This is a genomic window from Paenibacillus cellulosilyticus (assembly GCF_003182255.1).
In the GTDB taxonomy this organism is placed as follows: domain Bacteria; phylum Bacillota; class Bacilli; order Paenibacillales; family Paenibacillaceae; genus Paenibacillus_T; species Paenibacillus_T cellulosilyticus.
In genome coordinates this window covers 311,055-331,534 of the sequence record NZ_QGTQ01000001.1, presented here as the reverse complement: position 1 = coordinate 331,534, position 20,480 = coordinate 311,055, and the positions used below count along the sequence as shown (strand labels likewise).

Sequence of the window (20,480 nt, the reverse complement as noted above, 5' to 3'; positions counted from 1 at the left end):
TGGATCTCGCTGCTCCAAGCGGTGAATCGCTTCGATGAGCGGATGGACCTGCCCCTGCATGATGATAAGATAGCGGGTCGTCTCCGCGGAGGGGTTCCAGAACGTGTGGGGCGTACCATGGGGCACGATCACCGCTTCGCCTTGCTTAGCCGTCACCACCTCGTCTCCGACTCGAACGCTCAGCGTACCGTGCAGCACATACCACGCTTCGTCATCGTGGTGATGCAGGTGCAGCGGTGCGATCCATAGGGGCTCTTCGCCAGGCGGTGTGCCGGGTGCTTCCCATTCTGCAATTGCAAGCTGTGCGCCACGTGGGAACAGCAGCTCACCGGAGGTGAGCGACGCGAGGAAGTCCGATCGGCCTTGCCACTGTGTCATCTTTCATGTACCCCCCTAAGTCGTAGTGTGCAAACGGTTCAGTCGAATGATCCGGTTCGGACTTCACTCGTCAATGCGTGTGTGTTGCCGTCGGGATCGTTGAAGAATACCATCCATGTCTGTACACCGTTCATCTCAGCGATCTTATGCGGCTTGCCACGGAACGTCACGCCGCGTGAATCAAGCTTGCTGCAGGCTGCTTCAATGTCAGGCACATAGAAATAAACAGTCGAGCTCGGATGATCGAATTCGGGTGACTCTGGTACGCTGAGCAGCAGTTGCATGCCGCCGCACAACAAGATGGCCATGTTGGACTGTTGGAACAACAGAGGCAGTTCTAACGTCTCGTTATAAAATGTAACCGCCTGCGAAATTTCCTGTACGGGTATTGATACTTGATAGACGCGTTCGATTTGAAGCGACGATGTGCTCATCGGGACCCATCCTTTGCGTTTTGAAATGTATAATCCTTCAAACAAAGGATTCGGCAAATGGGCTGTACTTCCTTTTTTTGAGAGGGGTGGATTTGACGAAAGGGAGAGGACGCAAACGGGCTTGTTTGGCTTGGGCGGATTGCGCATCGAAAGCCGGAATAACGCGGAATATGCTTCTGGCCAGCGCGATTCGCACACAAAGCTAGACAAGGGGGCGCATAAGGTATGACGGGGTGAGCGGAATGTACACCAAACGTTACAAGAGTGCAGCTATATGGGGGAAGCTTCGCGTATGTCGCTATTTAACGGGAAACGAGTCGCTGCGTGCGTCCGTACCGCACAGCAAGCTGCTGACGCCGGCCAACTTGGCTGCGATGGCGGAAGCGCATGATGCTATCTATGTAAAGCCGGACATCGGCTCGATGGGGATCGGCATCCATAAGCTCGTTCGCACAGCGAACGGGTTTATGCTGCATTCGACGCAGTGGCGCAGGCAGGTTAAGCGCGAAGCGAAAGATGTAAAGGAAGCGTATCGGCTGCTGCGCGGGCATGGCGCGGGCCGGATGCTGATTCAGGCAGCGATCGCTATCGATCATGTTGACGATCAGCCGTATGACATTCGCGTAATGGTACAGCGTCGGCCGGGCGGACCGTGGACGTGTACCGGGTTCATGGCGAAGATCGGCGGCAGCGGGAGCATCGTCACGAACTATTATCAAGGCGGACAGATTTGGACGCTGGAGCGGCTGCTGCGTGAGAAGGGCTATGACGCGGATAAGAGCCGCACGTTGACGGAGCAGTTAACGGTTAAGGCGTTGGAGACGGCACATTGGCTCAGCGGCAAAAAACAGGGGATGCGCGAGATGGGCATTGATTTTGCCTACGATCGGGATGGCAAGCTGTGGGTGCTCGAAGTGAACTCCAACCATCCGCAGTTTCATCCGCTGAAGAAGCTGGATCGAGCCGCCTACCAGCGCATGATGTCATTCGCTCGGGCCTACGGCCGGTATGACGCGCAATAGACAACAGCTCTACAAGCTGTGCTACAATAGGGCTATTATAACGGAATAGGTGCGGGTAGCAATGAATGATTTCAACATTAACCCATTTCTCGCTTCGGACGGTACGATTCGCGAGAATGCGATTATACAGCGTACCCTGCTCGGTCATGTGCCTGACGGTGCGGTCGTGGAACGGCTCACGCTAAGACAGTCCGATCAGCCGGAGTTGACCGTGATCCGGAAGACGACATCGGATCAAGCATTGGCGGCTCGTGAAACAGGGTTGTACGCGGAGGTGCTGCCACAGCTGCCACCGGTCTATCCACGTTTGCTCGCATATGCGACGGTGGAGAAGCAAGAGACGGCATCGCTCATCTATGAGGATGCGGGCCAGATCGATTATGGTTTCGATGAGCAGCTGGCGGTGGAACTGATCGGGCACATGGCGCGCTGGCATGCCTTGTCGACGGCAGGGCTGCCGCTCGGTGGCGAGCGGGGACCTAGACCGGATTATGAGGAGCTGGCAGCAGAGCTGATCATGGCGCTGGGCTGGAACTGGTATCCTAGCGAGAACGAGCAGGTGTTCGGCGTGGATGCAGCGCTTGTGAAGCGTGTGTATGATATCGCGAAGCAGCAGCCACCCGTGATCAAATACGTGCTGTCGCATGGTGATCTGCATGCCGGCAGCTATGGACGGTCAGCGTCAGGTAATCTTGTTGTGCTGAATTGGGCGCATATGCACCGAAACAGCCCTTACTGGGACTTGTATCATATGCTCGATATGCCATCGCCGACCGCTCTTCGTACAATCAACGACGAGGAGTGGGAGCGGCTGCTTACAGCCTATTGGCAGCAGGCAGGGGAAGGTATCGTACCCGCTGAGCAGGAGAAGTTCATGCGAGAATACAGCCTATTCTCCGCGGTGTTCTCGTTCTGGATGCTGCAGGAGATTGAACGCAAGCTGGCTTCGGATGTCGATGCGCAGGTTAGAGGGCAGCTGCAGCAGGAGCAAGAGGTGGCGGCTGCGGCGTTCCGTCGGTGCGCAGAGCGGGTCTAGCCGTTATGGCGTTACATAAAAGGTAAACTAGCAGGCTATGCTAGCCTCGTACATATGGATGGCTGAGCGGAAAGTAGGTTGCGATAACATGTCGATGTCGGATTGGATTGCCTATTGGACAGATAAGGATCATTTGCTCGACCTGCTTGAGCAGTATCGATCGCTTGGCCCGCTGCCAGGCGTAGCGCTGACGTTTATGAAATCGTTCGTTCCGCCATTGCCGACGCTTGTCATCGTCGGGGTGAACGCAGCGGTATACGGCTTATGGCTGGGCTTCCTCTATTCATGGATCGGCCTTGTAGCCGGCTGCCTTACAACGTTTCTGCTCGTGCGGCGGATTGCGGATCATCCGTTTCTTAAGCGCTATGCGCAGCGGAAGAAGGTGCAGAACGGGCTGCGGTGGGTGCGGCGTAATGCGTTCAGCTACGTGTTTATTCTTAGTATTTTTCCCGTGGGACCGTTCGTGGTTGTTAATGTTGCGGCAGCGCTCGCTGGCATGCGGTTCCGGTCGTTCCTGCTAGCGGTGGCGGCTGGCAAAGGCATCATGGTGTTGGCGGTGTCAATCGTTGGACATGACGTTGGCCGTTATTATCGGAATCCGGAGCTGCTGATCTATATTGTACTGTTGATCGGGCTGTCGCTCGTTGTAATGAAGCGGCTTGAGGCGAAATATATGCGCCATACGGAAGAGACGGTTGTAGAGCTTACGGGCGAGGCCGAGGCGAAGTAAGAGACGGTGCAGCAAGGGGGGGCGGCGATGAGCGGAGTGGACCAGCATTCGTGGGAACAAGTAACGGAGGTCTGTCTGCTGGCAGGCAAAATCATGATGCAAAACGGCGGCGAAACGTACCGTGTCGAAGATACGATGATGCGAATCGCCGCTGCCTTCGGCAAAGCAAACTCACACAGCTACGTGACGCCGACCGGCATTCTGTTCGCGATTGACGGCGGATCGCCGGGTACGCGGCTCATTCGAATTAATGAGCGGTCGACCGATCTGCGCAAGGTGACACTCGTCAATGACGTGTCAAGGCGGATCAGCCGCGGCGAGCTGACGCCGGAGGAAGCGTGCCGGCTGCTGCAGCACATTGACAAGGAGCCGCCGGTGTACCGTCCGATCGTTCAGGTGGCGGCGGCTACGCTGGCAAGCGGCTGCTTTCTGCTCATGTTCAACGGCACGGCGGCAGATATTGTTCCGTCCGCAATAGCTGGCGGCGCAGGCTTCACGGGGCTAGTCCTATTCCACCGCTACGTACGGGCGAAGCTGTTCGCCGAGCTGCTAGCGGCTGTTGTCGTTGGGGCGCTTGCCTGTCTATTCGTCAGTCTAGGGTTCGGACATGAGCTGGATCGCATCATTATCGGGGCGGTCATGCCGCTAGTCCCCGGTCTGCTGCTGACGAATGCAGTGCGTGACCTGATGGCAGGGCATCTTGTATCGGGGCTGTCCAAGGGAGCGGAGGCGTTCCTGACGGCGTTTGCGATTGGGACAGGTATCGCATTCGTACTCTCGATGTATGTCGGCTAGAAATTGCTGATGATGGGGAAAAGGAGGGAATCGGGATGTCGATGATAACCTATGCACATGAGGCTTTGCCCTTGATCGGACAAGCTATTGCAAGCTTCATCGCGGCCGCGGCGTTTGGCATTCTGTTCCAAGTACCGAAACGGACCATTCTGCCATGCGGCATTGCGGGCATGATCGGCTGGATCGCTTACGTCCTGCTCGATCGCAGATTAGACGCTGTACCAGCGACGCTTGCCGCCGCATTGATCGTAACTGTCGTCGCGCAGCTGTTCGCTCGTACCTATCGGATCCCGGTCATCGTCTTCAGCGTCGCCGGCATTATTCCGCTCGTTCCCGGCGGCGTCGCCTATGACGCCATGCGAAGCATCGTCCAGAATCGATACGACGAGTCGCTGCCATTGGCGGCGAAAGCATTCATGATGTCCGGCGCCATCGCCATCGGCCTCGTACTCTCGGAAGTTGTAAATCGGCTGCTGCTGCCGTCGTCGGCGAAGTCGAATGCGGACCGCCCGCAGCCGGAACAATAAGGCAAGCCCTCATCATCGCCCAAGCAGGAGGTGATGGGGGCTTCTTTGTCGTGAATGAACGAGGACAGCTTTGCGGATGTCATCAGCAGGGAGGCTGGAGGCTAAACTTATAACGTATTAGGCTCAAATCGTGCGTTCCATCACAATCAGTGAGGGTTCTTTTTTGTTTTGTCATAAAAACGTTAGAAAACATCACATTTCGTTATAACTAGATATATCTAATTATATTTAGTTATGCTAGAATCGGGTTGAAATACATACAGATAAGGGATTGGAGGGAGAAGCAAGATGAAGTCGAAGAAACATTTGTTGACTAAATTCTTATTGTTACTCGCACTCGCACTTACACTCACCGGGGTACTTCCAACACGTTATGCACCAGCCGAGCAGGCAGAAGCCGCTAGCAGCAAGACGGAACTCATTATCTCCGCAGCAGCAAGCTTGAAGGACAGTCTCGATGAGATCGAGAAGCTGTATGAACAGCAGCATAGTGATATCGACCTAACATTCAACTATGGGTCATCGGGTACGCTTCAGAAGCAAATCGAGCAGGGTGCTCCGGCAGACGTATTTTTCTCAGCAGGTGCGAAGCAAATGGACGCGCTCGTGAAGGAAGACCTGATCGGCGATCATAAGACGCTGCTGAAGAACGAGCTCGTTATGGTGGTGCCATCTGACTCGAAGCTGACATTCAATACGGTAAAGCAGCTGACGAGCAAGTCGATCAAGAAAATCGCGATCGGACAACCAGAATCCGTGCCAGCCGGCCAATATGCGCAAGAAACGCTAACCAAGCGCAACGTGTGGGATACGCTTAAGGATAAATTCGTCTACGCGAAGGATGTTCGCCAAGTACTGACGTACGTCGAGACGGGCAACGTGGATGCAGGCTTCGTGTACAAGACGGATGCATTAACGTCGAAAAAAGTGAAGATTGCGCTCCATATCGCGCCAGATGTACATACGGCTATCGTGTACCCGGCAGGTGTGGTGAAGGAATCGAAGCATGCAGCAGAGGCCAAGGCATTCTATACGTATTTGCAATCCGACAAGGCAGATGCCATCTTCACGAAATACGGATTTAAGCTAGGCTAATTTATTAAAGACCAATCAGCACGGAGTAAGCTTCTTGAGGAGCTTCGTGATCATTGGTCGACTAAGGATGCGGCAGGCAGGTGTGGTAGCATGGATTGGTCAACCTTCTTCGAGCCGATCGGGCTCTCAATTCAAATATCGTTAGTCGCTAGCGTTATTATATTCGTCTGTGCGCTGGCAGCGGCATGGTGGATGGCAAGAGTCCGTTTCTTCGGTAAAAGCATACTGGAGACGATCCTGCTGCTGCCGCTCGTGCTGCCGCCTACTGTCGTCGGCCTGCTGCTGCTCGTCCTGCTCGGACGCCGCAGCTGGATTGGCAAGGCGTACGAGGCGATCGCGGGCGGCCCGATCTTGTTCACATGGGGGGCTGCCACAATCGCTGCGGTAGTTGTCGCCTTCCCACTCGCTTATCGCTCGATGAAGACGGGCTTCGAGGGCGTTGACCGCAATCTCGAGGATTCCGCCCGTGCGAACGGCGCGAACGAGTGGCAGGTGTTCCGGTACATATCGATGCCGCTCGCGAGTCGTGAGCTGACGTCCGCGTACCTGTTAGCCTTCTGCCGAGGGCTCGGCGAATTCGGAGCGACGCTTATGGTTGCGGGTAACATACCTGGCCGTACGCAGACTATCCCAACTGCGATCTACGTCGCTTCCGACGGCGGGAGCATGAAGATGGCGTGGGCATGGTCGGGTTCGATGATCTTGTTGTCCTTCATTATGCTGCTCATTTCCAATCGGATTACGAAGGACACATAGTCAGTGAATGAGCAAAAGGAGCCATCCCAATTGATCGGGGATGGCTCCTTGTTTCGTTATTAGCATGCAGCGCGAGTCGGCTACCGCTTATACCGTGCGTGCAGCGAAGCGATCATCGCCTCGAGCTGATCGGCTGGCGGCAGCTTAAGCCGTGTGGCAGAGTCAGCCACCGCATCCTGCTGCTGGCACGCGCGGATGACATCCTTCACGCGCTCGGCGAACGTCCGCGCCGCATCGGCGCCGATCGTCGTCAGCTCTTCCAAGCTGGCGGTGCTGCTTGGCACGACGATCGGATGCGAAGCAGGCGCCGCTCCGCTGCTGCCTGCTGGACCGCCATCGTCAGCGTCGACTCCGACGCGGCTTTCGCCGCTTGCACCAGCATCGGCCTCGCCGATTCCCGCCGCCGCGTCATAGAACGCGCGAACAAGCGCTGCACGCTCGCTGCCGGAGCCTTCGGCGACGACGAACGCCTGCACGATGAGCGCTTTCGCTTGGCGGCGCTGCGCAATGCCGCAGAACTTGCGCCCATCGATGCTCAGATCATAGTCGCCCGGGCAGTACGCCCCGACGATCTCGCCCTTGTCCACCCGGCATCCGGTGAACGACAGGGCAAGCGAGATTAGCTCGTACATCCGCTCGAAATCGTGGTTGAATCGCATACCCGAAGCGCTGCCGATGGGTACGATCAGCGATACGTTCACGACGCCCTGATCAAGCGGCACCGCCGCGCCGCCCGAATTGCGGACGGCGGTATGATAGTGCTGCGCCTCGATCTGCCGGCATGCCGCCTCTACATGCGGCAGCCGGCTGTCGCGCTGCCCTAAGATGAAGGCGGACGGATGGCGCCATAGGTGCACGATCGGCGGTCCGCCTTCGCCGGCCTGCCGGCACAGCAGCTCATCGAGCGCGAACGAGTAGAGGGGGTCGGTGTTCGGCTGCCCCTCGTTCATGCGGTCCAAGATGAGCATGCCTTTATAATCATCGGCATACGCGGATGCCGAAATGCTGCCGCCAACTTCCCCCGAGCTCACCTTCTCGTCCGTCCAAGCATCGCGCTCGCTCCGCGCAAGCGGCTGCGATTCCTTTTGTCCCCAAGCGTCCATATCGTCTCCGTCATCCCTTCATTGTCCCGTTCCCTATGATTGCTGCTTCTATAGTAAAGCATAATGGGGCGTGTTAGAAGCGTGTTCGGAACGATTCTGCCAATGTGTGCGTTTACATCAAAAATTAGCAATCATTTCACCAAAACTACATATAAAATCCACTCTGAATAACGGTGCAATCGGCAGGAGCCTATGGTACGATACCGTCTATGACTATAGATAGAATGTTTCAGAGGTCGTTCAAAAGTCCGCTTTTGATCACGAACTAAACACGAACGAATGGATAGGAGATAAAGACACCATGAGTAGTACGCAAGCGGCAGGGAAGGTGAAGGACAGATCGCGCGAAAACAATCTGTTTCTGCTGACCTGGCCGATATTTCTAGAGCTTTTCCTCTTTATGTTGATGGGGATCGCCGATACGTTCATGCTAAGCGCATTGTCGGACAAAGCGGTATCCGGTGTGGGCGCGTCGAACCAATATTTGACCATCGCGTTACTGATCCTGGAGGTTATCGGCAACGGCGCATCCATCGTCGTCGCGCAGTATCTCGGAGCACGCAATTATGAGGGAGCATCGCGCATTTCGGCGGTTGCCGTCACGCTCAACCTTATGGTCGGGGTTATCATCAGCGGCTTCTTCCTCATCTTCAGCAGCATCATGATGCGCGGGATGAACCTGCATGGCGACACGCTTACTTATGCAACGGATTACCTCGGCATCGTGGGCGGATTTATTTTTCTACAGGCTATCGTGAACTCAGTAGCTGCAATCGTGCGGGTGCACGGCTTCACGAAGGAAGCGATGCTCGTCTCACTTGGTATGAACGTCGTCCACATTATCGGCAACTACATGCTGATTTTCGGCAACATGGGTGCGCCAGAGCTCGGTGTTCAAGGCGCTGCAATCTCGTCCGTCATTAGCCGAGGATTAGCGGTTGTCGTCTTGTTCTGGCTGCTCTACCGCGTCATGCGGGCACGCATTCAATTCCGTTATTACTGGAACCTGACGAAAGAGTACATCGGTAAGATTTTGCGGATCGGCGTTCCGTCTGCACTGGAGCAAGTGATGTACCACTCGTGTCAGCTCGTGTTTCTGTTCTACGCGACTTACTTGGGCGATCAGGCACTATCGGCAAGACAGTATGCGCAAAATATTTCGATGTTCATCTTCCTATTCGCCTTCGGGGTCGGAATCGGCACCTCGATTCTGGTCGGTCGTCTAGTCGGTGCTAATAAGAAGGATCAGGCGTATACGCGCGTCTGGCTGAGCGTACGCTCGGCATCGATCGTTTCGCTCTGCGTCATCGCACTCGTCATGATTTTCCGTCATCCATTGATCAGTATGTTCACCACCGATAATGAAATTATCCGGATTGGCGCACATATTCTGCTGTACAGCATCGTGCTGGAGACAGGTCGGACGATCAATATCATACTGATTAACTCGCTCCGCGCGGCGGGGGATGCGAAGTACCCGCTTTGGATCGGCATGGTGACGATGGTCGGTATCAGCGTACCGCTTGGTTACCTGTTCGTATTCAAGCTCGACATGGGTCTGCCAGGCATCTGGCTCGCGATTGCGTCGGATGAATGGCTCCGCGCGATTATTATGTCCTTCCGCTGGAAGTCCCGTCGTTGGGAGAAATACGCGCTTGTGAAGCAAACCCCTGACGCGAAGTCGACTGCAGTTAATGGCGCTCCGGTTGAGGTTTCGGTGTAAAATACAAAAAGACTATCCACGTCACGTCGTTGGATAGTCTTTTTTTGTGCTGCTGCGGCAACCCATTGCGATGCTTACGGATTGATAGCGATAATGCCGTAACGCTGCGGCGAATCGTCAGTGGCGCCGAACCACATTTGTCCCGCGCCGGCCATTACACCTTGCCAATTAACGAACAGATTATCGATCGCCTGGTCCTTCATCGCTTGGACGACGGATGGTGTGATGATCTTATCGTACCTCGCGACGAACTGCTTCGCATCGGCGACTTGCTCCGATGTGCCATCCGCGTAGTTCACGCGAATGGGGTAGTTCCCGTAGCTTGCGACGAGCGTTTGATCGCCTGCGGCGATCGCTTGCTGCACGTTAGTGAACATCAGCTCGAATGCTTGGGGATCATTGATCCCAGCAACCTCATAGGGATTACGCTCATCGAGCGCTGTTGGGGTGGTGGCAGGCGCCGCCGTTGAAGGCTGCGAGCCTACGGTTGTATTCGAATCCGCCGCTTTGGACGGACTTCCGGTATCATCGGCGCTGCCGCAGCCTGCAAGCAGGCATAAAGCAAGCACTATAGCGGCTCCTATGGAGCCATGTAAGAAGCGGCGGAAAGCCCGAAGACGATGGATAGGCATGAAGGTCACCCTTTCTTCGATTCCATATAACCCTACAGACGAGCGCGGGGCGCTAAAAGGTTGCATACAAGACTCTTCTAAGTATTGGAAACAATCGTTCGTGTGATCCATTAGCGAACGATTTAATCGCGATGGCAAATGGAAGAGGCTCACCGCATCGGCGGTGAGCCTTGAAGGATGAACCGAACAGCAAGACGTTTCCGCTCGTGACCTGATCGGGGTTACTGACTGAACCGACCGTCCTATTCCTCCCCCGACACTGGCTTTACAATGCCGTCGGCGAATTGAACCGGAATCTCGAGCTGGTGAATACGGCTGCCGTCCTTCGCGCTGTTCTCGTAGATGACGAGAATGCCAAAAGGGCTGGTCGCTTCCTTGAAGGTGACCTCGAATTCGAATTTGCCCCATTCCGGCGCGCCTTGGTCAGCCATAACATGGCCTTCGACAAGCACGTTATGTCCGTCCTCGAACGAGTAGCTGAATGCAGCCTCAAACACACGCGCTTCGCCCGTCACTTTGAAGGTAGTCCCGACAACCGCATCCTCCGCAGGCGCATAGATTCGGAACGCTTCGTTCTTTGCGACTATAACCGGTTCTTTGCTTCCGCTCGTATTGCTGCTCACCGGCTTTGACGGCGTATGGTTTGGCTTGGTTGGTGTCGCTGTGCTGCCGGAGTCGCTGCCGGTTGTTGGTTTAGAGGCCCCGCCAGTACCGCTGTCCGTATCCGTAATGCCGCCGCTGCTGGTGACCGGGTCTTTGTCCTCGCCAGTGCTGCCACCTGGATTGCTGCCTGTGCCAGTTCCAATGTCGGTTCCACCACCCACAGTGACAACGCTGCCTTCGTTGGAGCCAGCACCTTGGCCAGTGGTTGATTGACTGCCTTGGTCCACAGCTGTACCGGAGCCATTGTCGTCAGGACTGCCATTCACCGGTTTGTCGGATGCTGCCGCAGGCGGGTTATCGGTGTTAGGGTCAGCCGTGCTGCTGTTCGAATGGGCACAGCTGACCGCTGCGCCAACGATAAAAGCGAGGATAAGGGCGAGCGCGGCGCGAAGAAGCCACCAGGACGAATGATATTTTCTTGCCATCTACATCCACCTCCATTACTGGGGTCCAGCTTGCTTGTTCAGCTGCTAGCTTACTTGAAGAGACGACGGAAGGTTTGTCCATTGTTGCGATGGGAAGCAGAAATGAGCAGCAGCCTGTTTGAAGCTGTCTATTGTATGCGGCAGTGGATGTTATCATGCCGCGGATTCAACTAGATGAGCCTGCTAGAGACTCGTTAACGGTTTGACCATGTGATAGAACGACGAGTTGTTGATCGTAATCGTTTTGTCCGATTCATACCCGATCGATCGATAGAGACGAGCTGCACTGTCGTTGCCATACTCGACATTAAGCGCGATGCGTCCGTACCCAAGCGCCGCCCCCGCTTCCTCCGCCGCAGCAAGAAGCGCTTTCGCAATTCCTCTGCCTCGGTATTCGGGGAAGACAGCAATCGAATCGATATAGTACTCATCCTCATCGGCTTCTTTATCAATTTGGGGGTTCGGGTTGCCTGTACGCTGCCGAAGACGTTCTGCTATGGGGGCATCCAGCTTGTCCGCCTCGCTCCCGTGGTAGCACAAAATGATGCCGGCTGCGCTTCCTTCGACCTCTGCAACGAGTATTTGCTTGCTGCTGAATCGGTTGCCTTCCTGGCGGAACAATTCCGCCAATGCGCTCAGCGCGTCCTCTGCCGTTGTCTCGCCAGTCAGCTGGTAGGCAATGTCGTGAATCGCTTCATAGATGAGTCTGGCGGCCGGCTCCGCGTCATGAATGGTGGCAGCTCGAATGTTCAACTTGTCCATGTTTTAGCTCCTCTGCTCGTTATCCTAGATGTTGTCCCGTTATGCTCTACAATATGATTCTGTTCAGCGGATGTGACTGTGCCCGCGAGAAAAAAAGGGACAACCAGCCTATGAGGGTTTTACTATCTTACCACATCAGAATCTCAATTTTATCGTTTCTACAGGAAAGGTTAGATTGTGATTAAATCTAACGTTATGCGCGGTTTTCCTATATGTGATAGACAAGAGAAAAGGCGCCTGCAGCAATTGCTGCAGGCGCCTCTTGGCATTCATTCAGCCGAATGATCGTCACGGTAGTGCCAATGACCACGACGAGCACCCATCTATTCATAAGAATGCAGGGCGTGTTCTGCTATCCGATCCGCTGCTGCAGCTGTAGTGATGCCTTCAGCCTCAGACAGGTGATACACTTCCTCCAGCGTGTGAGCGATTCGTTTGACGCGGCTTCGGATACGGCGAGGTCCATCTCCATCGAGTTCGGCTGCCGTAGCGATAATGCCGCCAGCATTCACAATGTAGTCCGGTGCATACACAATGCCCTTCTGCTGCAAAGCTTCCAGGTGCAGCTGCTGTGGAGACGCCATTTGATTATTCGCTGATCCTGCCACGATCCGGCACTGCAGCCGATCGATCGTAGACAAGTTCAGAATGCCGCCAAGCGCACACGGGGCCCAAATATGACAAGGTACATCATAGATGCGATCCGCCGCAATCGGCAAAGCTTGAAACTGAAGAACGGCCTGCTCGACCAGCCGCATACTGAGGTCGGTGACCATGAGCCTTGCACCTTCACGATGCAGATAGCGGCACAACGCCCACCCGACCTTGCCTAGTCCCTGAACAGCAATCGTCAGACCGTGCAGACGATCTGTGCCGTAGATGCGCTTGGCGGTTGCTTTCATTCCGTGCAGCAGGCCATACGCTGTCATATCCGCAGTCCAATCGTCTGTGCCGCCTAGTGAGCCGGTCATATCGGTTACATAGCTGGTGAAGCGGGCTACCGCATCCATATGTGCAGTGGTTGTCCCGACATCAACACCGGTCCAATAGCTGCCGCCGAGCCGCTCGATGAACCTTCCGAGCGCCTCGAATTGCTGCTCGTTGCGGGGATCGTCGGCGCGGCCGATGACGACTGCTTTGCCCCCGCCGTAGGCGAGCCCGGCAGCGGCAGCTTTATATGTCATAGAACGTGCGAGACGCATCGCATCTGCTACGGCGTCCTCCTCGCTGGCATACGGCCACAGCCGGCAGCCGCCCAGCGCGGGACCACGTTTCGTATTGTGTATTGCAATGAAGGCCCGTAAACCACTTTCTTGGTCGCGGCACCAAATGAACTGCTCGAATCCATCCTTGTCCAGCTCCTGCCATACAGTCATCGGCGCTCACTCCTTGGCCCTATAGCTCCTCGTCGCACGTGGACATCCATGATGTCCAAGCTGCAGGATCAGCAGCAGGCGCGCGCAGGTTGCGTTACTAGCATCCTATTCAGATGAAAGGACAGCTGCTACGGCGTGTTCAACCGGCAATCGAGGACATTCGTTGCAAAATGTACGGCATATCCGAGCGCTCCCGTACGTTGTGCGTCATTCCACTGCCTTTCATGCATCAGAAACAGCCCCGTTCGGCCTCAACGGGGCTAATTGTGTGATTTTCACATGGGTTCCGAATCTCGGCCCATTACTGTACAGTCTGCGCCTGCAGCTGCTGTTCAGCGAACTTGCGATAGAGCTCGTGGCTGCTGAGCAGCTCGGCATGTGTTCCACGGCCAGTAATACGGCCGTTCTCAATGAACAGCAGCTGATCGGCATCGATGACGGTTGACAGCCGATGAGCGATGACGATCGTTGTGCGGCCCTTCATCAGGTTGCGCAGCGCCTCTTGTACATAGTGCTCGGATTCGCTGTCCAGACTCGATGTTGCTTCATCGAGCATTAGAATGGACGGGTCGCGCAGCAGCGCGCGGGCGATGCCGATCCGCTGCCGCTGACCGCCGGACAGCTTGATGCCACGTTCGCCAACTTCGGTCTCGTAGCCGTTCGGCAGCTGGTCGATGAAACGATCGGCATAGGCCATCGAAGCCGCCCGTTGTATCTCTTCCTCACTTACCTCGCGTTCCGTGCCGTAGGCGATATTGTCTCGAACACTGCCTGTCATCAATGTGCTCTCCTGCTGGACATAACCAATTGCAGCGCGCCACGAGCGAAGCGAATACGAATCGATTGGCTCTTCGCCAAGCCGGATCGTACCTTCAGTTGGTGTGTAGAACCGCTCCAGCATGGAGAACAATGTCGTTTTGCCGCCGCCGCTTGGGCCGACAAGTGCCGTTACTTTGCCTGGCGGGATGACGAAGCTGATGCCATCCAGTACCGGCTCGCCGCCGCTCTCATAAGTGAACCGGACATGATCAGCAACAATCGGCTTATTGGCCCCTGTCAGCACAACGCCAGTCTCCAACACTTCTTCCGTATCGATGAGCGTCTCGTTAATTCGCTCCGTGGCACCGATTGCCTTCTGCATTTGGGTGAAGAACATGGCGATCTGGCTTGCTGGCATCATGATCTGGAACAAGTACAAAATGAATGCGACTAGGTCGCCGGCAGATAGAGCACCCGAGGATACGCGGAAGCCGCCGTATCCGATGATGATAACGAGCATGAGCATCATGATGAGCGAGATCAGCGGCCCGATCAGCGCTTGCACCTTGCCTTCCGATAGGCCGAGCTTGAACATATTGCGGATGCCCTTCATGCCGCTTTCGAACTCTCGATCTTCCGCATTGGATGCCTTTACAAGCCGAATTTCGGACAGCACCTGACTGAGCACGCCGGACAGCTGGGCGGTCTCGTCCTGCATGCTTTTGGACACGAGATGCATCTTCCGCCCAAGCGGCACCATAACCAGCATAAGCAGCGGGGCAGCCGTCAGCATAACAAGTGTCATTCGCCAATCGAGTGCGATCAGAATCGCGACGGACCCCATGATGCTGATAATGCCTGTAATAAAGCTCGTCATATGCTCCGTGATGAGCCCTTTGACGACGGCAGTGTCGTTGGTCATACGGCTGACCGTCTCGCCGGTTTGATGATTATCGTAATACGTTACCGGCAGCGCCAGCAGCTTGCGCCACAGCCGCTCGCGCAATCCGGCGATGACCTGTTGGCCAACGCGGGCGAGCATATAGGTAGATATAGCAGCCGTAACCGCTTGAATGACGAACGCGACGACGAGCAGACTGATTTGAGGAACGCCGATTGAGGAAAGCGAGAAGCTGTCGACGACATTTTTCGTAAATAATGGAACGATAAGGGCAGTCACCGTCGACGACAGGCTTAATGTTAGTGCAATTGCCAGCGCTGAACGCGACGGCTTCGTCTCGCGAATGAGCCGCCAGAAGGGGACCCAGCCTTTGAGTGGATTCTTGGTAAATGAAGCGGGTTTGGATGACATAGGCATTACTCCTTTGTTGCATGCGTAATAGACTAGCTCTATTATGACACGACTTAAGGCGGGGGTAATCGCACACAGGGATGAAAGTTGACTCATTCGCGAGACGGAGTCAGCTGGTGATTTATGTTCCACAATACGCATTTACCTATCCGACAGGAGCACAATTGTGGTGTTAGGCCATTCTCCTAAATCAAGGCGCAGTCGTAGTCTCTAGCGGAATCTTTATAGTTATCTATCTTGTACAGGCGCTAGGCATATGATGGTATCCGCGCATGAAAGTGCGATAAATCAACGGAATGCGGCAGGACGTTTGCAGAAAAGGCAATGGCTGATGGGGGTACGTCCATACGAGGATCGACGAATTGCATAGGATAGACTATAACCAAAATCAATTATTTAGGAGGCAGCGAGAATGTCGAATTGCCATCATAACCCTTGTAACACGAAGCTGGATCCGGTGATGCTTGACCCAACGCAAGTCTACCAAGATTTCTACTACCCGCAAGAATATGAGGTTATCCACACGGTTGAAGTCATTAGACGTCATCATTGCGTTCCTTGCCCTAAACATGTGCACGTTGTCGTTGAACGCGACGTAAACATGGGCTTGATGAGAGGCGCAACTCGTGGCAGCAGAACAAGAGGCCGCCGCTAATTTCGGATAGAGGCTGAACATGCGCCGCCGGATCAACCGGCGGCGTTCTTCATTTTTGAAATGAGGTAAAGAATACCCAACTTTACGCATGCCGAAAGCGGTTGTACCATAGAGGACAATAGCACTAGCAAACAAGCTGCCGCATTGGCGGGCTTATATACAAAGGGGAAGCACACGATGGAACGAGTCAGCAACGGACAAGCGATACGCAATATCGGCATTTTCGCCCATGTCGACGCAGGCAAAACAACAACGACCGAGCAGCTGCTCTACCGAAGCGGCCGCATCAGGACGTTAGGCAGCGTAGACGAAGGGACGGCGCAGACCGACTCGCTGGAGGTTGAGCGCCAGCGCGGCATTAGCGTGAGAGCGGCAGTGACGCGGTTCGAATGGAACGGCATCCGCATTAATCTGGTCGACACGCCGGGACATGTCGACTTCCTGTCAGAGGTGGAACGGTCGCTGCGGGTGATGGATGCAGCTGTGCTTATCGTATCGGCGGCTGAGGGCGTACAAGCCCAGACCGAGGTCATTTGGCAGGCGCTGCGCGAGATGCACATTCCGACCCTCATCTACGTGAACAAAATGGACCGTATCGGCGCGGATGCAGAGCGGGTGCTAGCCGAAATTCGCCGGCTGCTGACGCCGGCCGCTGTGCCGGTGCAAGCACCTATCGGCGCAGAAGAGACGTTCACTGGCGCTCGCAGTTTGCTCGCACCAGATCAGCCTGCGCCGGATGCATCGCTATATTGGACGATGCTGGCTGAATCGATCGCTGAACGCGATGAAGCGCTGCTGACGCGTTATCTGGACACCGGCTCGCTCTCTATGAGCGAGGTCGAGCAGCATCTCACAGCAGCCGTCCGCGAGGCAGGGCTTTACCCGGTGCTGTTCGGCGCATCCGCAAGAGGCATCGGCATTGAACAGCTGCTTGATGCGATGGTGTCGCTGCTGCCCCCGCCGCAGGGAGACGCAAGCGGACCACTGTCTGGCGTCGTCTTCAAGCTGGAGCGGGACGCCGTGATGGGACGCGTCGCTTACGTTCGGCTGTACAGCGGTAAGCTTCGCAATCGGGACACGGTGCTGAACGTAACTCAGCAGACGAATGACAAGGTAACGCAGATTCGTACAGCAGAGGGGCGGCGTTCCGAAGATATTGGCGTTGTCGAGGCTGGTGATATCGCAGCGGTGTATGGTTGGGGACGAGTGCGGATCGGCGATATTATCGGCTCGCCCGAATTGGTGCCAGGCAGCGCGCAGCTTGCGGTACCACTGCTTACGGTGCAAGCGCACTGGCCAAGCGACGCGGTTTATCCGGCCGTTGTCGCAGCGCTCCAAGAGCTGGCTGATGAAGATCCGCTGCTCGATCTGCAGTGGCTGCAGGATGAGCGAGAGCTGCATTTGAAGGTTATGGGGCCGATCCAGATCGAAGTGCTGACACAGCTGATCAGCACGCGGTTCGGACTTGATGTCACCTTCGGCGCGCCGTCGGTCATCTACAAGGAAACCCCGGCATCGGCGGGCGAAGGCTATGTTGCGTATTTGATGCCGAAGCCGTGCTGGGCTATTCTACGCTTCGCGATCGAACCCGGGGAGCGCGGCAGTGGTCTCGTCTATTCATCCATCGCCCGGCGCGAGCACCTGCTAGAGAGCTATCAGAACGAGGTTGCACGTCGCGTCCCAGAAGCGCTGCAGCAAGGGCTGCGCGGTTGGGAGGTCACGGACCTTAAGGTAACGCTCGTTGAGGGTGAGCATCATGTATGGCATACCCATCCACTCGACTTCGTTGTGGCCACACCGATGGGGATTATGGATGGGTTGAATCGAGTCGGCACGCAGCTGTTAGAGCCGATCGTACGATTCCGCTTGTCTGTGCCGGAGGAATTCGGCGGCAAAGTGATGAACGAGTTGATGATCATGCGAGCGGAGTTTGAGCCGCCAGCGCTTCATAACGGACGGATGGAGCTTGAGGGGCTGCTGCCGGTGGCGACCTCGCTCGATTTTCCGGCAAGGCTGGGTGCCATGACGAAAGGGAGAGGGGCGCTATCGACCTTTTTCCATGGATATCAAGAATGTCCGCCTGATGTTACAGCCCAGCGGCAGCGGCGCGGCGTAAATCCGCTTGATCAAGCGAAGTATATATTGGCGGCTCGTAAGGCTCTGTCTTAATAGCAGCGTTCCAGCAGAATATGGAAGAAATATGTCGAAACGCTGGGCTCCGTTTACATATGTAAATTTTTCTAACAAGCAAGGAGATACCCGGTATAAATCGAATATAAATAGCATCTATGTTGTGGTGCGTGTAACTTACAGCGGCGTCCCAGGAGGACTTGATGGTGAGACGATGGTTATCCAAGCTTCGACGAGTTATCTCTAGCTTGCTTCTTAGTGTGAAGGAGCACGAATTGCGGCGCGATGCACAGCGGATGGCTATGCTCGGCAGCTGGGAATATGATTTGGAAAGCGGCCGTTTCCATGGAACGAGAGAATTTTATGTGCTATTCGACATAGGAGCAGATGAACGGTTATCGCTGGAGCAGGTGCTTAAGCAGGTGCATCCAGATGATCTGGATAAGGTTAAGGACTATTATCGCATCGCTTCAGACTCTTGCTCTGTACATGCGCTCGATTTTCGCGTCGTTCGCTCGAATGGCCAGACCCATTGGCTGCATACGAGATTCAAAGCTTTTGGACCAAAGCGATGTGTCGGAATTGTACAGGATAGCACGAAAACGCATAGCCTGGAGGACGAGGTCAAGCTTCTCAACTACCATATGACAGCCTTTATTGACCGTCATATTGATCCGGTCGTCATTTGGGATGCGGATGGACGAGTGGCTCGAGTGAACCCAGCGTTCACGGCGCTGTTCGGATACGAACGAGAAGAAGTAGAAGGTCTATCCAGCGATGAGTGCGGATTCATTCCCCCAGGTTATCATCTGGAGCTTCAGGGCGCTTGTCAGACTGCTATCGAACAGGGCAAGGCTCTCGTCATTGATACGCTGCGGCTGAAGAAGGACGGAACGCCTCTCAACATGCTGCTGTCGATCACGCCAATGGCTGGCGGGCAGAATAAATCGGCTACCTGGATCGCAATATTACGTGACCACACCGGGCAGCAGGAGGCGTATCGCCAAGTACGGGAAGCGAAGGCGGAGCTGGAAAGCTTCATTGCCTACAATCCGGATGCCATCGGCTTCTTCCATAATGATGGATCTGTGCGTCAAGTGAACGCAGCGTTTGAGCGCGTCTTTGGCTATTCTAATCAAGCTCAGGCGCTAGGAACGATGAAGCTGATGGAGATGCCTTTCGCCCGTTCGATTGCACACTCGGATGAACAATTGAAGGGCTTCATACAATGCGGCGGCATCCAAAGTCAGGAGATCGACGTTGTACGTGGCGATGGTACGATCATGACGGGACTGCTGTCCATGATTCCTTTTCCTGATCAAGAAGGCTTCGCCATTATTATGAAGGACGTTAGCGAGCTGAGGGAGACGAAAGACTTGCTCGGCCGCTCGGAGATGCTGTCGATGATCGGGCAGCTGGCTGCCGGCGTAGCGCACGAAATTCGGAACCCGCTCACCTCGTTGAAGGGGTTCATTCGTCTCATTGAGCCTGCCCTGCAGACAAGGGAGCTTCGGTACCTGGATATTATGAAGGGTGAGTTGGATCGTATCGAGCTTATCGTCAATGAGATGCTTGTGTTGTCCAAGCCGCAGATTATGGAGCTCGCCCTCTACCCGATGGATGAGCTGCTTGATTATATTATTGAATTGCTTAGTACGCAGGCTGTCATGAAAGGCATCGAAATCGAACGCCTCTTCGATCCTGTTCCGCCAATTGAATGCGAGCAGCGAAGAATTAAGCAAGTGTTCGTTAATCTGCTCAAGAATGCAATCGAATCGATGGAGGAGAACGGGGTCATTAAGGTCTGCATTGAGCGAGCGGATGAGGACAACGTACGAGTCGTCGTGAAGGACCAAGGAAAAGGTATGCCGCCAGAGCAGTTGGCTCGGCTGACAGAGCCATTCTATACAACGAAGGAAAAAGGCAACGGGCTCGGGCTGATGATGACAGCCAGCATTGTGGAACGGCATGGAGGTACGATTCATTTCGATAGTGTGGTGGGTGTCGGAACGACGGTATCCGTAACGCTGCCAATCAAGCAGCAGAAGCAGGAGTTGTTGTCAGGCAAACTGTTGAAGCATTAAGTTGTGCTTCAACAGATATATTGTATGGGGTGATAATAATTATCATTATTGGATATAATACAGGTGGCGGAAGGATCGGAAGT

At 55.0% G+C, this 20,480-nt stretch carries 19 protein-coding genes; 11 read left to right on the top strand and 8 right to left on the bottom strand.

All coding sequences use genetic code 11. The features are described 5' to 3' along the window. Positions 1-378 (bottom strand): cupin domain-containing protein (locus tag DFQ01_RS01400; protein ID WP_110042085.1); only part of this gene is annotated, 378 nt, incomplete at its 3' end. Between the two features lie 38 nt (positions 379-416). After that, positions 417-812, bottom strand: a complete 396-nt coding sequence (locus DFQ01_RS01395) for a VOC family protein (protein WP_174812883.1) — start codon at positions 810-812, stop codon at positions 417-419. Between the two features lie 242 nt (positions 813-1,054). Between DFQ01_RS01395 and DFQ01_RS01390 the strand changes: the two genes are divergently transcribed. The 7 genes from DFQ01_RS01390 (at position 1,055) to modB (ending at position 6,773) form a co-directional block, all read left to right on the top strand. Next, entirely contained in the window at positions 1,055-1,834 is a 780-nt protein-coding gene (locus DFQ01_RS01390; RefSeq protein WP_110042083.1) for a YheC/YheD family protein, read from the top strand. A gap of 61 nt (positions 1,835-1,895) precedes the next feature. Further along, complete coding sequence (locus DFQ01_RS01385; protein WP_110042082.1) at positions 1,896-2,870, top strand: phosphotransferase; 975 nt, start codon at positions 1,896-1,898, stop codon at positions 2,868-2,870. An 88-nt stretch (positions 2,871-2,958) separates the two neighbouring features. Further along, the gene (locus DFQ01_RS01380; protein WP_110042371.1) at positions 2,959-3,600 is read left to right on the top strand and encodes a TVP38/TMEM64 family protein; all 642 of its coding nucleotides are present in this window, start codon (positions 2,959-2,961) and stop codon (positions 3,598-3,600) included. A gap of 27 nt (positions 3,601-3,627) precedes the next feature. Continuing rightward, positions 3,628-4,395, top strand: a complete 768-nt coding sequence (locus DFQ01_RS01375; RefSeq protein WP_110042081.1) for a threonine/serine exporter family protein — start codon at positions 3,628-3,630, stop codon at positions 4,393-4,395. Positions 4,396-4,430: 35 nt separating this feature from the next. Next, positions 4,431-4,922, top strand: coding sequence for a threonine/serine exporter family protein (locus tag DFQ01_RS01370; RefSeq protein WP_245946472.1), 492 nt, complete (start codon positions 4,431-4,433; stop codon positions 4,920-4,922). 309 nt (positions 4,923-5,231) lie between these two features. Next, a complete protein-coding gene (modA, locus tag DFQ01_RS01365; protein ID WP_425452346.1) occupies positions 5,232-6,017 on the top strand; it encodes a molybdate ABC transporter substrate-binding protein in 786 nt (261 codons plus the stop codon). A 90-nt stretch (positions 6,018-6,107) separates the two neighbouring features. Further along, entirely contained in the window at positions 6,108-6,773 is a 666-nt protein-coding gene (gene modB, locus DFQ01_RS01360) for a molybdate ABC transporter permease subunit (RefSeq protein WP_110042079.1), read from the top strand. Positions 6,774-6,853: 80 nt separating this feature from the next. Here the strand turns inward: modB and DFQ01_RS01355 are convergent, their stop codons facing one another. Continuing rightward, positions 6,854-7,741 carry a lipoate--protein ligase family protein gene (locus tag DFQ01_RS01355; RefSeq protein WP_110042369.1) on the bottom strand — a complete coding sequence of 296 codons (888 nt, stop codon included), beginning with the start codon at positions 7,739-7,741 and terminating at the stop codon, positions 6,854-6,856. Between the two features lie 436 nt (positions 7,742-8,177). Here DFQ01_RS01355 and DFQ01_RS01350 point away from each other — a divergent pair, with 436 nt between their 5' ends. Next, complete coding sequence (locus DFQ01_RS01350; RefSeq protein WP_110042078.1) at positions 8,178-9,599, top strand: MATE family efflux transporter; 1,422 nt, start codon at positions 8,178-8,180, stop codon at positions 9,597-9,599. Between the two features lie 74 nt (positions 9,600-9,673). On the opposite strand, the gene DFQ01_RS01345 is transcribed toward DFQ01_RS01350, so the two are convergent. The 5 genes from DFQ01_RS01345 to DFQ01_RS01325 all read right to left on the bottom strand — a co-directional run bounded on the left by DFQ01_RS01345 (position 9,674) and on the right by DFQ01_RS01325 (position 15,528). Continuing rightward, positions 9,674-10,168 carry a hypothetical protein gene (locus DFQ01_RS01345; RefSeq protein WP_110042077.1) on the bottom strand — a complete coding sequence of 165 codons (495 nt, stop codon included), beginning with the start codon at positions 10,166-10,168 and terminating at the stop codon, positions 9,674-9,676. 305 nt (positions 10,169-10,473) lie between these two features. Beyond that, positions 10,474-11,319, bottom strand: a complete 846-nt coding sequence (locus DFQ01_RS01340) for a Gmad2 immunoglobulin-like domain-containing protein (RefSeq protein ID WP_110042076.1) — start codon at positions 11,317-11,319, stop codon at positions 10,474-10,476. A 183-nt stretch (positions 11,320-11,502) separates the two neighbouring features. Next, positions 11,503-12,081 (bottom strand): GNAT family N-acetyltransferase, encoded by a 579-nt coding sequence (locus DFQ01_RS01335; protein WP_110042075.1) that lies wholly within the window; start codon positions 12,079-12,081, stop codon positions 11,503-11,505. 323 nt (positions 12,082-12,404) lie between these two features. Next, positions 12,405-13,457: a Glu/Leu/Phe/Val dehydrogenase dimerization domain-containing protein gene (locus DFQ01_RS01330; protein WP_110042074.1), complete on the bottom strand. Its 1,053-nt coding sequence runs from the start codon at positions 13,455-13,457 to the stop codon at positions 12,405-12,407. 301 nt (positions 13,458-13,758) lie between these two features. After that, positions 13,759-15,528 (bottom strand): ABC transporter ATP-binding protein, encoded by a 1,770-nt coding sequence (locus DFQ01_RS01325; RefSeq protein ID WP_110042073.1) that lies wholly within the window; start codon positions 15,526-15,528, stop codon positions 13,759-13,761. Positions 15,529-15,940: 412 nt separating this feature from the next. Here DFQ01_RS01325 and DFQ01_RS01320 point away from each other — a divergent pair, with 412 nt between their 5' ends. The 3 genes from DFQ01_RS01320 (at position 15,941) to DFQ01_RS01310 (ending at position 20,397) form a co-directional block, all read left to right on the top strand. Then, the gene (locus tag DFQ01_RS01320) at positions 15,941-16,183 is read left to right on the top strand and encodes a hypothetical protein (RefSeq protein WP_110042072.1); all 243 of its coding nucleotides are present in this window, start codon (positions 15,941-15,943) and stop codon (positions 16,181-16,183) included. Positions 16,184-16,360: 177 nt separating this feature from the next. Beyond that, a complete protein-coding gene (locus DFQ01_RS01315) occupies positions 16,361-18,352 on the top strand; it encodes a GTP-binding protein (RefSeq protein WP_110042071.1) in 1,992 nt (663 codons plus the stop codon). A gap of 164 nt (positions 18,353-18,516) precedes the next feature. Beyond that, the gene (locus DFQ01_RS01310; RefSeq protein WP_110042070.1) at positions 18,517-20,397 is read left to right on the top strand and encodes a PAS domain-containing sensor histidine kinase; all 1,881 of its coding nucleotides are present in this window, start codon (positions 18,517-18,519) and stop codon (positions 20,395-20,397) included. The last annotated feature ends 83 nt before the right edge of the window (positions 20,398-20,480 follow it).

Coding starts and splice junctions, on each gene's coding strand:
- DFQ01_RS01395 (WP_174812883.1), bottom strand. CDS start 812: ATGAGCACATCGTCGCTTCAAATCGAACGCGTCTATCAAGTATCAATA.
- DFQ01_RS01310 (WP_110042070.1), top strand. CDS start 18,517: ATGGTGAGACGATGGTTATCCAAGCTTCGACGAGTTATCTCTAGCTTG.
- DFQ01_RS01375 (WP_110042081.1), top strand. CDS start 3,628: ATGAGCGGAGTGGACCAGCATTCGTGGGAACAAGTAACGGAGGTCTGT.
- DFQ01_RS01340 (WP_110042076.1), bottom strand. CDS start 11,319: ATGGCAAGAAAATATCATTCGTCCTGGTGGCTTCTTCGCGCCGCGCTC.
- DFQ01_RS01370 (WP_245946472.1), top strand. CDS start 4,431: ATGTCGATGATAACCTATGCACATGAGGCTTTGCCCTTGATCGGACAA.
- DFQ01_RS01330 (WP_110042074.1), bottom strand. CDS start 13,457: ATGACTGTATGGCAGGAGCTGGACAAGGATGGATTCGAGCAGTTCATT.
- DFQ01_RS01385 (WP_110042082.1), top strand. CDS start 1,896: ATGAATGATTTCAACATTAACCCATTTCTCGCTTCGGACGGTACGATT.
- DFQ01_RS01335 (WP_110042075.1), bottom strand. CDS start 12,081: ATGGACAAGTTGAACATTCGAGCTGCCACCATTCATGACGCGGAGCCG.
- DFQ01_RS01315 (WP_110042071.1), top strand. CDS start 16,361: ATGGAACGAGTCAGCAACGGACAAGCGATACGCAATATCGGCATTTTC.
- DFQ01_RS01350 (WP_110042078.1), top strand. CDS start 8,178: ATGAGTAGTACGCAAGCGGCAGGGAAGGTGAAGGACAGATCGCGCGAA.
- DFQ01_RS01320 (WP_110042072.1), top strand. CDS start 15,941: ATGTCGAATTGCCATCATAACCCTTGTAACACGAAGCTGGATCCGGTG.
- modB (WP_110042079.1), top strand. CDS start 6,108: ATGGATTGGTCAACCTTCTTCGAGCCGATCGGGCTCTCAATTCAAATA.
- DFQ01_RS01325 (WP_110042073.1), bottom strand. CDS start 15,528: ATGTCATCCAAACCCGCTTCATTTACCAAGAATCCACTCAAAGGCTGG.
- DFQ01_RS01380 (WP_110042371.1), top strand. CDS start 2,959: ATGTCGATGTCGGATTGGATTGCCTATTGGACAGATAAGGATCATTTG.
- DFQ01_RS01390 (WP_110042083.1), top strand. CDS start 1,055: ATGTACACCAAACGTTACAAGAGTGCAGCTATATGGGGGAAGCTTCGC.
- DFQ01_RS01355 (WP_110042369.1), bottom strand. CDS start 7,741: ATGCTCATCTTGGACCGCATGAACGAGGGGCAGCCGAACACCGACCCC.